Origin of the sequence: Candidatus Formimonas warabiya, assembly GCF_002777255.1 — a bacterium.
Taxonomy (GTDB): domain Bacteria; phylum Bacillota; class Dehalobacteriia; order Dehalobacteriales; family Dehalobacteriaceae; genus Formimonas; species Formimonas warabiya.
Genome location: NZ_CP017634.1, coordinates 4,215,388 through 4,227,978, shown reverse-complemented (window position 1 = coordinate 4,227,978; position 12,591 = coordinate 4,215,388). Strand labels below are relative to the sequence as shown.

The following is a 12,591-nucleotide window of genomic DNA, read 5'->3' as shown; positions in this document are numbered from 1 at the left end:
AATTTATTCTCTTATGTCAGTGTACCTGTCCCTATGACATGCCTATTGAAAACTAACAAAAAGTGTCCAGATGAGTGAGTATTTGCTTATGTATTCCGAGTAAAAATTGGATGTCGGTTTGTGGTATTTTTTCCAATACCGACACCATAGCTTTATAAGATATGGCATTATCACAGGATTTTCTTGATAATTCTTTACCGCTTGAGGTTACTTTTAAATTAATTTCCCTCCGATCTTCTTCAGATGTTGTTCGTTCAATTAACCCTTTATTGACAAGATCATCAATGCTGACACTTACTGTGCTTTTTGAAAGGCATAACCTTGCAGTTATCTCTTTAAGGGTTATTCCCGGGAAAGAAGAAATCGTATTTAAGATTCCCATTTGGGCTAAAGTTAGACCTAAGCTTGCCGCGTTTTGCTGAGTAAGTTTTGTGATAGTCCTACTAATGTTTATAAAAGATTGTACGACATCTTCTGCCTGTTTGACACGGTCATCACGGTAATCCATATACCATTCCACCTTAAATAAATAGTTTATTTTAGAACTGTTCACCTATGAACTATTATAATATAGAGGAAACAGCCCGTCAATTTCTGAAATAGTTTTTTGAAAATACGGAATTTACTGGGGGACTGTAAATTTATGACTTTCAGCACAAAATGACAAATTTAAAAGGAATTAACCGAAATCCACAGAATAGTAATTTAATAACATCTATACTGGCTAAGATGTAGCCAAAAATACTTATAGATTTAAAAGGAGAAGTCGAATGAAACAAGGAAAACTTTTAGTACTGCTGTTGATGCTACTCGTAGCTGTCGCGCTTTTTACCGGGTGCAGTCCCGCGGAAAAAGAATTTTATCAGATACAAAAGGAATCGTCCCAGCTAAAAATTTATGAAAGCACCGGAGAAATTCAATTTCAAATGGATCAACTTCCTCAGGAATTGATCGATAATGAGGATCCTGCCTCATCCATTCTTCCCCAGTTGTTAAAGCACCTTACCTTTCCTTATTCCGTGAAAGTGGACACAGAAAAACAACTGATGACTGCCACGGTGTATTTCAAGCTTGGCGATGACTTGGCCCCTCAGGAAATTTTATCGATTTTCAGCAAGGACCACATGATATACATAAAAATTGATCACCTGTTACAGTTCTTTAAAGCACTAGGCATCGAAGAAGACTCTCAGGATTTCACCGTTTTTGAAGACAAAAAGTATTTAAGCATTTCAGAGCAGGAACTATTGAATTTGCTGGGAAATGATGCTTCCCTGGCCCAAACCAAGTCCCTGGAGAATATTTGGGACGTGGAAAAAATGAAAAAACAACAGGAACTATATCAAAAAATAATGGCGGCCTTTATGAATGCTTTTGACCAATATGAAACAGGGATCGTCAAAAAACAGGGGAATAAATTCGTCATCTCACTAACTGCCGATAACATCGTCGACGTAGTCAAACCCTTGCTGGTTTACTCCGTAGAAAATGTGGATAAATTAGCAACCACTATTAAAACCACCATCCAGGATTTAGATGACGAAGAACTGATGATGTTAGGGTTAGATCCTCAAGAAAGAGATGTATATATCCAAACTATTGACGATACCGCAACGCAAATTAAAATGACCGGTCCCGAACTAATCACGCAATTTGAAGCGACACAAAACGAGACAGCCCAATCCATACACGAAATGTTTGGAGATTCAAAAATAACCGTAATTTTGGAAAAATCCGGTTCGAATAAATATGATACCCAAATAGACGCATTTTGGGATTTTCAGGTTCCCGAACAACCGGATAGTGCCTTTACCTTCTCTTTTAAGATGAATGACCGGACGGCAAAATCTTCTACCTTTGATGTACCGGTACCCGCTGCTGAAGATATCATGACATTTACGGATTGGATGTCAAAGTTACCTAAGGAGATGGATATAGAGCCTGAGTACGGTTATTACACATTGACCCAGGGATTGTCTACAGATTCCGGTGAAATTGACACAACCATCATTAACAATCGCACCATTGTTCCCTTAAGACAGGTTGCGGAAGCCTTTCAGGAAAAGATCGGATGGGACAGTAAAAAACAGCAGGCCTTTGTAGAGCAAAATGGAGAAAGAATTTATCTCAGCGGTACCATTCGTGATGGATCTATTTACGTTTACATAAAAGAATTTGAAAAATTAGGCTACACGATAACCTGGGATTCTGACTCCGGCACAATAACTTTAAAAAAATAGCCTGCCAAGCATCGCTTTACAACATGACCAACAAAAAATCCGGGTGGAGAATTCACCCGGATTTTTCTTTTAGCTGCAGAATTGAAATGTCATAGACTGTGGAAATGTCAGACTGTCAAGGGGACAGGTCCGTTGACATAGACCATTTTCTTATGCCAATTCATTCTCTTATGTCAAGGGACCTGTCCCCCTGACAGTCGGTCCTCTGACAGTCCCTTGACGCCCCTGACATTCTCCCTAATGCCTAGGCCGGAGCCCAGGCCATAGTAAGCAATAAACGAAATGCATCCTACACCCCAGAATGTAAGCAGGATCCCAAAATCAATAAAAGACCCAGCCAATCCATGATACCGGTAAAATACCGTATAGAGCAGCGGGGCTAAAAACTGAGAAGCCCGGTTCCCTGTCAGCCGCAGTCCCATGGCCACGCCGCGCTGACACTTGGTGGTATAGGCCGCCAGCAGGCTCATGGTCATGGGCTCGTTGATTCCTCCGCCCCAGCCGGAAATAGCGGAAAGACAGGCCAGGGGCCAGAAGCCATGAAATAAAGGGACTGCCGCCATGGGCAGAAAGCTTGTAAACAAGCTCATATAGAGTACCGTACGCCTGCCCAGCCAGATAATCATCGGCCCCATCATTGCCCGGCAAAAGATCGCTGCCAGAGAACCCAAGCCGACGATCATGCCGATGGAGGTATTGCTGAAGCTTAAATTATGCAGGTACAGGGGCAAAAAAGAGGAACGGATCTGGGTCACGAACACAGGAATGCACCCGGCAAGCACGGTTAGTTGGACGCCCTTGTTATTGATCAGGATGGAGCCGCCTTCCCGGTAAGACCGGATCGTAGACCGGCGGGGCGAAGATAGGCGGTCAATCCTGGTTTCAGGTACCGCAGCAGCTCCGAGCAGCAGGAAGATGCCCAGCCCGCTGAGCATGAAGAGGGCAATCCGGTAACCCCAGATATCGGCGGCAACCCCACCCATAATTGGGGCCAAAAATTGTCCCACGGCGGAGAAGGAACCAAAAAAACCAATATAACTATCTCTGGCGCTGACGCTTGTTTTTAGCTGGGTCGCCGCTGTCTGCACCGAAAGCCAGATCAGGAGCTGTCCCACGCCGGATAGGATCTGGGCCAGGATTAACATGAACACTCCGTGGGAACAGAAATAAAGGACCCCCGTGCCAATGGTGAGGTAACTTCCCAGGCGCAGCACCCGGCGGCAACCGCATGTGTCCACCATCTGCCCAACCGGGATGGAGAGAAAAAAGGGCAAAAAAGCCTGAATGGCAATGACCAGCCCGATCGTGACCCCTGAAAGGCCCAGATGCTCCCCCAGAAGGGGCACCAATGGCCTGTTTATCTGGGCGGAGATCTGGAAAACCAGGGTGATAAAAAGGATACCGATCCCTTGGGCCATTTAATCTAAGACGAAGGTGCGATGTTTCTTGAAATGTTCCATCAGTCCACCTTCCAATAAGAGCTTCAGCATTACGTCGGGAAGAGGCTTAATGGGGATGGTCTTGGTGGGGGTTTTGATAAAACCCGCTGTGACATTAACCTCCAGAATTTCTTCGTCTTTGATCTGGTCTGTGTCGCATTCGATCAGGGGCAGTCCAATGTTAATGCCGTTACGGTAAAAAATCCGCGCGAAGGATTTCGCGATTACAGCCGCAATTTTTGCTCTCTTGATCACCACCGGCGCGGTTTCCCGGGATGAACCGCAGCCAAAATTCTCGCCGGCGACGATAAAATCACCGGGCGTGATCTTGTTGTAAAAACCAGGGGAGGCGTCTTCCATCACATGTTTGCACAGTTCATCAAAATCCAGGATGCGCGATTTATGTTTGGCGGCGATAATATAATCCGTGTTGATGTCGTTGCCGAATTTGTGGGCTTTTCCTTTAAATTGCATCAATCTCACCTGCCTTATTTCAGATAATTGCGGCAATCGGCGATCCTGCCCTTTAGAGCAGAGGCGATTACGGTTGCCGGTGACGCCAGATAGATATTGGCCTGGGGATTTGATATCCGGCCTTTAAAGTTGCGGTTGGCCGTGGTGATGATATTCTCGCCGTTGCTGGCGCAGGCAAAATAGGATCCCCCCGTACAGCCGCTGCACCCGGGTATGCCGATAATCGCGCCGGCATCGGAGAATATCTCCAGCAACCCTTCTTTCAGCGCCTCCTGAAAAATCCTTTTGGAAGCGGCTGAGACAAAGAGTCTGACCTTAGGATGCACCTTTTTGCCTTTTAACAATCCGGCCGCGATGCGCAGGTCTTCCAGACGGGCATTGGTGCAGGTGCCCAAAATGGCTTCATGAATGGGAATGTCGCCGATCTCTTCTATGGAACAGGTATTGTCAACGGTATGGGGTTTGGCGATCTGGGGTGCGATCTTGGTGACGTCCACCTCAATAATCTTCGCATAGACGGCGTCGGCATCCGCTTTTACCGGGTGCCATTCCTTCCGGGTCCGCCCCTTCAGCCATTCTTCCGTTTTCTCATCCACTTCCATCAAGCCGGCTTTCGCGCCCATTTCCACCGCCATATTGGAGATGGTGAACCTGGCATCCACACTCAGGTCGTGAATGGCCTCACCGGTGAACTCTACCGCTTTGTAGATGGCGCCTCCTGCCCCTACCATGCCGATCAGGTACAGGATCAGATCCTTGGAATAAACGCCGGGGGAAAGCTTGCCCTTTAAGACAAACTTGATTGTTTCCGGGATACAGAACCATAACTTGCCGCAAATCATCGCGGCGGCCAGGTCGCTGGACCCCACTCCCGTGGAAAAGACATTAATGGCGCCATACGTGACGGTATGGGAATCGGTGCCGATCACCAGGTCCCCCGGCGCCACATGGCCTTCCTGGGGAATTAACTGGTGGCAGATGCCTGCACCGATGTCATAGTACTTTAAGTTTTGCTCCTCGGCGAACTTCCGTATTTTTCTGTGGATCTCCGCCGTGCTTTCCGTGGGGCTGGACGGGGCATGATCATTAACCGGAATGATTTTGGCCGGATCAAAAACCTTGGTGCCGCCCATTTCATAAAAAACATCCAGCGCCTGGGGCCTGTTCCCATCCTGGGACAGCATGAAGTCGATATCGGCTACCACAAAATCGTTGGCGAATCCGTCTTTCCCGCTTTTATTGCTTAATATTTTTTCCGCTATCGTTTTACCCACTGATGTCACTCCTTCATCTTAGACATAAACCCAACCGTCCATGATTCTCCTGGCCGTGCGGCCGATGGTGCCGCTTTTTACCCCGTTGCCGTCGGGCTTGGCCGTGACCGTCATCACGCCAAAGGGATGACCGATGCGCAGTTTTGTCACCTCATCGCCCAGGGCCGGACTGACGATTTCATGAATGATGGTTCCTTTAATATTGGCCGCGGCGGCGATGCAGATGGAACCGGTCCCCATCAGGACATAAATCATCTTGCCCATGGCAATTTGCCGGGCCACCAGGTCAATCTCGCCGGGCCGGACTGGATGTTTATCGGCATCGATATAGGGGGCCGGCCCAGAATAAAAACCGATCTTGGGTTTTTCCGGGCTTTCTTTGGCGGCTTTGGCCGGATCATCCACGATCCCCATGAGAAAAGCCGCCTGGCCCCTGATTTTTTCCACTAAAACAGAAAGTTCCTGATAATCCGGCCTTTGCTCATATTCCCAGGGCATTTCCCTTCCCGTGAGGCCAAACTCTTCCGGTTTCAGAAAAACCAGGGGCATGGCAGAGTCCACAATGGATACCGTATATTCTTTTTCATCCACGGTAATTTTTTGCTGGGGCTGCCCGGTGGGCAGGACCTTCCCCGTCACCGCTCCCCCCGGATCTACGAACTCCAGGTCGATTTGGGCGGATGTTCCCGGCACACCGTGAATTTCAAAATCGCCCTGATAAACTGTCTTCCCATTGTTCACCGGAACATGGGCAATGATCATCTTATCCGTATTGGTGTTGTAAATGCGTACTACTGTAACGGGCTCCACTGCCTTCACCAGCCCTTCATCGATGGCGAAGGGGCCTATGGCGGCAGAGATATTGCCGCAGTTTACCGATTTCCCTATGTAGGGCTGGTCCTGGCTCACCTGACCAAAGGTATAGTCGATATCGGCGTCCGGCCGCTTGCTTGGCCCGATCACAGCAACTTTACTGGTCCAGGGATTACCGCCGCCCAGGCCGTCGATCTGCCGGATGTCCGGGCTGCCGAAGGCTCTCAGGATCACGGCATCCCGTTCCCGGGGATCTGCGGGCAAATCCCGGTCATGAAAGAAAACTCCTTTGCTGGTACCTCCCCGCATCAGCACGCAGGGTACTTTTTTATCCTCCCTCATTGAGATCCCTCCTGTTTAGTCTTTTATACTTCCGGATCCAGCCGGTTTCAACCGATTTTTTACGAAGCTCATTACCCCTGGTCCGATGAGCACCATCACCATCAAGGCAATTAAGACGCCGGAAATGGGACGTTCCACAAAGATCCCGGGATTACCCCGGCCAATGATCAGGGCTTTACGCAAATTGGCCTCAAACAGGGGCCCTAAAAAATAGCCCAAAATAAAAGGGGCGGCGGGAAATTTGTTCTTATTGATCAGATAACCAAAGAATCCGAACAAGACCAGCACAAACAAGTCAAAGGTATTCAGACTGGTGGAATAGCCGCCGATAATGATAAAGGCAATCACCACGGGATAGAGAATGTGCAGGGGCACTTTCAGCATTCTGATCCACAGGCTGATTAAAGGCAGATTCAGAATCACCAGCAGCATGTTGCCGATAAACATGGTGGCAATCAGGCCGTAGACAAACTGGGGATAATCCCGGAAAAGCAAGGGACCGGGCACCAGCCCGTACATCATCAAACCTCCGGCCAGGATGGCAGCCGTGGTGGTACCCGGGATGCCCAGGGTTAACAGGGGCACCATCGCCCCGCTTGACCCGGCGTTATTGGCGCTTTCCGGTCCGGCTACCCCCTCGATGGCGCCCTGGCCAAATTCTTCCGGATGTTTGGAAAGCTTGCGCTCCACCGCATAGGAAATAAAAGAGGAGGTCGCCGCTCCTATGCCCGGCAGCACACTGATAAAAAAGCCGCCGATACTTCCGCGCAGCATGGCGCCCAGAGAATTCTTCATATCCTTTCCGGTGGGGAGAAGGTCCCGTAAGCGGGTGCTCACAGAGAGCATCTCAGGATTGCTGCCCATGCCGTCTTCAATGTCGGAAAGGATTTCACCCAGGGCAAAGAGGCCCATGAGGATGGGCACCAGTTCAAACCCCTGCTCCAGAGATGTAATGCCAAAAGCAAAACGATTGAGGCCGGTTAAACTGTCGGTGCCCATGGTGCCGACCAGGAGCCCCAGGATGCACATAATCATCGATTTCAGCTGATTGCCGCCCAGGCTGGTGGCCATGCTCAATCCCAGGGCCATCAATATGGTGTACTCGGCCGGGCCAAAGGCCAGCGCGGCTTCGGAAATAGGCGCGCCAATCAGGTAGAGCAGCAGAGTGCCGATGGTACCCGCTACAAAGGAGCCGATGGCCGATATGCCAAGGGCTGCTCCCCCCCGGCCCCGTTTGGCCATTTCGTGGCCATCCAGGCAGGTGACCACAGAAGCCGATTCTCCCGGCATATTCAAGAGAATGGAGGTGGTGGACCCCCCGTACTGGGCTCCGTAATAGATGCCGCAAAGCATGGCCATAGCGCATAAAGGGTCCATGCCAAAAGTAATGGGCAGCAGGATCCCCAGCGTGGCCGCAGGACCCAGTCCCGGCAAGACGCCGATAGCGGTGCCGACCACCGTGCCGATAAAGGTATAAAGCAGGACGAAGGGACTCAAAGCCTGTCCGAATCCCATTAGTAAGTTGCTGAATAAGGTCATAACGGTAACACCCCCCTTGGGAGCACAATGCCCAGAGCATAACTGAAGAAGAAATAGATGATGACCGTAGAACCGAACCCGATCATAAAGGACCTGGTCCAGGGATGCCCAGGCTTCACCAGTTTGACAAAAAGGGTCACGGCCAAACCGACAGCAATGACAAAGCCTACCAGCTCAATGAAAATCGCCACCAGCAGCAAAACGCCCAAAGAACTAAAAATCGCTTGGGGGTTTTTAAACATTAATTTTGCCTTTTCGTCCCCCTTGCGTCTGCGGGCAGTGATATAGAGAGCAAGAGAAAGGCAGATCAGGATGACGGAAAGCCATAAGGGAAAAAAACCAGGGCCAGGCGCATATTCCTGCATGTAATCATAGCGCAGGGACATCCCTCCGAAGATTAAACCAACAAGCAACAGGATGAGCCCTGCTATTGCATCTCTCTTTGCCATAAGGACTCCTTTCCCAGTTTACTGAAATTATTATTGCAGGGGAGGGAGAGAGCCCTCCCCCGGTAAAATATCCTACTTGATCAATCCCGCATCTTTCAGCAGCGGTTCAACTTTTTCTGTTTCCGTCTTTAGGTAGGCACCGAAATCATCCCCGTAATACACTTCGGGCAGCAGCCACTCATCCTCCACATATTTCTTCCAGCGTTCTGTTTCGCCCATCTTCTTGAACGCATCCACCAGGAAAGTTTCGGCATCTTCCGGAATATCCTTGGGAGCCGCTATGGCTCTGGGAATACCCAAGACGATATCGTAGCCCAGTTCTTTTAAGGTGGGAACATCCGGCAGTTTTTCCGCGCGTTCCTGACTGGCCATGCCCAGAATCTTCATTTTTCCGGCCTGAACCTGTCCCACCGCCAGACGCATGGTCATACTGGCTACATCCACGTGACCACCCAGGATGGCCACGATGGATTCGTTGTCGGAGGTTTGGGGCACATAGACAAATTTCCCTCCGGCTATCTTGCCAAACTGCAATCCCAATAAGTGGTCAAATCCGCCCACGGAAGAAAAAGTCCAGGTAATACCTTCCGGTTTCGTTTTAGCGGCTTCAACCAGATCCTCAATACTCTGGTAAGGAGAATCGGCCTTCACAATGATCGCCAGAGGTTCGGTGGCTACCATGGCAATGGGCGTAAATTCCGTATAGTTGGGGCAGTCTTTTGTTTGCAAGGGCAGGGTGATAAATGTGGAGGGCGCATTCTGCAGAACATAGGGATCACCTTTTTTCGCCGCAGAATATTTGAAGGCCACGGCGCCGCCTCCGCCCGTTTTGTTCACCACGGAAATGGGCACGTTGATGATTTTTTCTTTGGTCAGAATGTCGGCGACCATCCGGCAAAAGGCATCGCTGGCACCGCCTGCACCTGCCTGCACCACAAGCTCGATAGGTTTATTGGGATAGGCGTCCTTTTTAGCCGAACACCCAACTAAAGATAAAGACGATACCAGCACTAAACTCAGAATCGTTGTAAGCACGACCATTTTCCTGTAATTCATACTAATCTCCTCCTCTCTCTATTAAAGGGCTTTTACCAAAGAAACACCTGTAATGTTCTTCATGCCACCTTCTTTCCTTCTCTGATTGCTCTTTACCATCCGGTAAAAGCGATCGGGCCAAAGAACTGTTAAACATCCCAGGGAATCATAATATCCATTAAGGGCACATGCTGCTGGGTCGCATGCATGTCTGTTTCACCGATGCTGCCCTGTGCCCTGGTCCGCGGTATGGTAACCTTGATCGCGTTGGCCGCTTCGAACTCCACAAAGGTAATTATTTTTTCCACCGGCAGGTTGTAAATACGGGAGATAATTTCTTTATTAATGATACCGGTCTCTTTTACTTTCTGGAAATCCTGGGCATTCCGAAAAATAATGTCCAGGGTAATTTCAAAGGGGCCGGCGTTTTTACTGCGTATCACAGCCGCAATTTCTTTCAAAGGTTTCATCTGTACCATCTCATTATACCTCCAGAAACTTAATCGGGAAGAGTTCCGTGGGGCTATCGACTTCCATCAGGTGATAAATATTGAACTTGCAGACTTCCCCCAAAGGGATTTCCAAAGGGGTAAAGGGCAGGGCGATATTGCCGGAGGTGGCAATCTTCCCTTCATAGTGGTTGTGCAGCATCAGCACACGAGCCCTGCTGCAGATGGAAGTGGCTATCTCCTGGGTCCGGGCGGCAGTTTCAATAATGACGCACAGCTCCAGGGGGGTAACATCCTTCACCGGTTCCAATTCGCCCATCACACCATTTTTGCCGTACACATGAAAGATCAGCTGATAATCCTGGCCGACCTGAGCATAAGACTCTTTGATGCTCGTCTCGATTTCCTTCAGCATCATCTCTATTTGTTTTATTAAAAAAGGATCCCTGATTCCGGCCACACAGATGGACCGGTAGCCCACCTTTTTGGCCCCTTCCAGTTTCACCGTATAGACGGGCGACGGCATGAATTTGCTGCCCGACACTTTGACACTGCGGGGAGTAAGCTGCTCAAACTTGGTCTGGGATAAATCCAGCATGCCTCCTGGTCCGGGCAGAAGATAAGGATGTGATTTTTCGTATAAAGTATGGGACGCTACGGAATGTGTTTTACAGGCGGATGCGGGATCTAACGGTTCCAGGATAAAGCAGTCTCGTCTGAGAATGCCGAAGATACTGCGCACAGCCGGCTCGGCGCACTTGCCGCCGCATTCCATAATTTTTCCCATATGCCAGCACAGTCCCGGATCGAACCCCTCCATAATGCCCAGCGCCGCGATGGGTACGGGATCATAAGCCCGGCCGGATACGATGATGTCCAGGTTATCCCGCTCCCGGAGCGCGTCCAGGTAAGGCTCCACACCCATCTGGGCCACCACTACCGTGGCTTCATCCACTTCCTGCTCGGTGATCGGCTCCACGGCACCGCAGGGAGTTACTTTTCCGGCCCTGATTTTATTTTTAATATAGTTCTTATCAATGTCGGCATAGATCGCCGCCATATTGAAATGATATCCTTTGGCACCCGCGATATCTTTTATAATGGAAATGAAATCATCCACATGTTGATTGGTGCCGTTTCCGCCGGCTGAACTGATGTAAAGAGGCACCTTCTTTTCATGACAGGCCTCCAGCAGAACGGCCATATCGGTATAATAGGCGTCCTCAGAACAGGTCATGGAGCCGAGTCCCAGCTTCTGGGGACCGCTGTCGGTGGAGCCTGCGTCGGCAGTAATAATATCAGGGTTCATATCCAATCCCTTTTTAAACCAATTGACCGGGAACCCATACCCCAGCATGCCCAAAGGTGTTAAAACCCTGATTTCTTCTCTGGTCATTTTTATCATCTCCGTTTCGCTAAAATTAGTGGATCTAATCTTTTAAAGTCTGGTAGAAATTACAAGCATATTGTACTATTATAAATAGTGATAGGTCCAATATATCATTTCTATTAAATTTATAGGCTGCACCTATAGAGGAGATGTGTAAAAATGTACTTCCGCCAACTTGAATATGTTTTGACTGTGGCCGAGGAAAGAAGCTTTTCCAAAGCCGCGAAAAAGCTATTTATTGCCCAGCCCTCCTTAAGTCAAAATATCATGAGTATTGAAGCACAGTTAGGCACCCAACTGTTCGACCGCACCACGAGCCGTTTGGAGCTTACCTATGCCGGAGAAAAATTTGTGCAAACCGCGCGTAACATTTTAGATTTAAACGACACCCTGCACCGGCAAATCGGTGATATCGCGGATTGCAAGAAGGGCCGCTTAACTGTGGGCATTAGCCTGATCAGAGGTTCTCTCCTGCTGCCGGCAGTTCTGCCCCTGTTTCATGAAAGATTTCCCGGGATAGAGTTGATTCTCATGGAGGGGTCATCCCGGGAATTGGAGGAATACACCGAAAAAGGGGTCACTGATTTGATCATTTTAACCCTGCCCATAAAAAAAGAAGGCATCTCCTATGAGACGCTGTTAACCGAAGAAATTCTGGTGGCGATTCCGCCCGATCACCCCTTGTGCGCCAAAATTTCGGACAAAAATATTAACCTGGAGAATCCGCCCCAAATAGAGTTTAAGGATATTGCCAGCGAGTCTTTTGTTTTGTTAAAACCGGGAAGCCGTTTGCGTCAAACCGTAACCGACTTATTCAAAACGGCGGGCATCGTGCCCAAAATTATTTGTGAGGCGGAAAATGTGGTGACGCTTCATCGCCTGGTCGCAGCCGGCATGGGCCTGACTTTTATCGGGGAGTCGGTAGCCCGGTTTGACCGGATGGAAAGGCCGCCTGTTTATTTCTCACTCAAAGAACCGCACATTACCAGATGTTTAGCCGTAGCCTACCGGGACGGGCGGTATATCACCAAAGTCGCCCGTGAATTCATTGCCATTTTAAAGGAGGCTTTAGAATACAATAAATAATTGAGCAAAATAATTAAGCAGCCTCAGTTCGAAAGAATTTCGGACCAAGGCTGCTTGAAAA

12 protein-coding genes are annotated in these 12,591 nt (G+C 49.1%); 2 read left to right on the top strand and 10 right to left on the bottom strand.

Annotated elements, in window-relative coordinates; translation table 11 throughout:
• Positions 1 to 52 precede the first annotated feature (52 nt).
• Positions 53 to 508: a MarR family winged helix-turn-helix transcriptional regulator gene (locus DCMF_RS19200; protein ID WP_148135911.1), complete on the bottom strand. Its 456-nt coding sequence runs from the start codon at positions 506 to 508 to the stop codon at positions 53 to 55.
• Positions 509 to 770: 262 nt separating this feature from the next.
• Between DCMF_RS19200 and DCMF_RS19195 the strand changes: the two genes are divergently transcribed.
• Positions 771 to 2,240, top strand: coding sequence for a copper amine oxidase N-terminal domain-containing protein (locus DCMF_RS19195; RefSeq protein ID WP_148135910.1), 1,470 nt, complete (start codon positions 771 to 773; stop codon positions 2,238 to 2,240).
• Positions 2,241 to 2,413: 173 nt separating this feature from the next.
• Here the strand turns inward: DCMF_RS19195 and DCMF_RS19190 are convergent, their stop codons facing one another.
• From DCMF_RS19190 to DCMF_RS19150, 9 genes are all read right to left on the bottom strand, one after another.
• Complete coding sequence (locus DCMF_RS19190; protein WP_148135909.1) at positions 2,414 to 3,658, bottom strand: MFS transporter; 1,245 nt, start codon at positions 3,656 to 3,658, stop codon at positions 2,414 to 2,416.
• Positions 3,659 to 4,153 (bottom strand): 3-isopropylmalate dehydratase small subunit, encoded by a 495-nt coding sequence (locus DCMF_RS19185; protein WP_148135908.1) that lies wholly within the window; start codon positions 4,151 to 4,153, stop codon positions 3,659 to 3,661. It lies immediately after the preceding gene.
• A 14-nt stretch (positions 4,154 to 4,167) separates the two neighbouring features.
• Positions 4,168 to 5,427 carry a 3-isopropylmalate dehydratase large subunit gene (locus DCMF_RS19180; protein WP_148135907.1) on the bottom strand — a complete coding sequence of 420 codons (1,260 nt, stop codon included), beginning with the start codon at positions 5,425 to 5,427 and terminating at the stop codon, positions 4,168 to 4,170.
• An 18-nt stretch (positions 5,428 to 5,445) separates the two neighbouring features.
• Positions 5,446 to 6,582: a 2-methylaconitate cis-trans isomerase PrpF family protein gene (locus DCMF_RS19175; protein WP_148135906.1), complete on the bottom strand. Its 1,137-nt coding sequence runs from the start codon at positions 6,580 to 6,582 to the stop codon at positions 5,446 to 5,448.
• A 15-nt stretch (positions 6,583 to 6,597) separates the two neighbouring features.
• The gene (locus DCMF_RS19170) at positions 6,598 to 8,121 is read right to left on the bottom strand and encodes a tripartite tricarboxylate transporter permease (RefSeq protein ID WP_148135905.1); all 1,524 of its coding nucleotides are present in this window, start codon (positions 8,119 to 8,121) and stop codon (positions 6,598 to 6,600) included.
• The gene (locus DCMF_RS19165) at positions 8,118 to 8,570 is read right to left on the bottom strand and encodes a tripartite tricarboxylate transporter TctB family protein (protein WP_148135904.1); all 453 of its coding nucleotides are present in this window, start codon (positions 8,568 to 8,570) and stop codon (positions 8,118 to 8,120) included. The genes DCMF_RS19170 and DCMF_RS19165 overlap by 4 nt, the downstream gene beginning before the upstream one ends.
• A gap of 72 nt (positions 8,571 to 8,642) precedes the next feature.
• Positions 8,643 to 9,626, bottom strand: coding sequence for a Bug family tripartite tricarboxylate transporter substrate binding protein (locus DCMF_RS19160; protein ID WP_148135903.1), 984 nt, complete (start codon positions 9,624 to 9,626; stop codon positions 8,643 to 8,645).
• Positions 9,627 to 9,754: 128 nt separating this feature from the next.
• Complete coding sequence (locus tag DCMF_RS19155) at positions 9,755 to 10,084, bottom strand: DUF4387 domain-containing protein (protein WP_236860067.1); 330 nt, start codon at positions 10,082 to 10,084, stop codon at positions 9,755 to 9,757.
• Positions 10,085 to 10,088: 4 nt separating this feature from the next.
• The gene (locus tag DCMF_RS19150; RefSeq protein ID WP_148135902.1) at positions 10,089 to 11,450 is read right to left on the bottom strand and encodes an acyclic terpene utilization AtuA family protein; all 1,362 of its coding nucleotides are present in this window, start codon (positions 11,448 to 11,450) and stop codon (positions 10,089 to 10,091) included.
• Between the two features lie 153 nt (positions 11,451 to 11,603).
• Here DCMF_RS19150 and DCMF_RS19145 point away from each other — a divergent pair, with 153 nt between their 5' ends.
• Positions 11,604 to 12,530 (top strand): LysR family transcriptional regulator, encoded by a 927-nt coding sequence (locus DCMF_RS19145; protein WP_148135901.1) that lies wholly within the window; start codon positions 11,604 to 11,606, stop codon positions 12,528 to 12,530.
• The last annotated feature ends 61 nt before the right edge of the window (positions 12,531 to 12,591 follow it).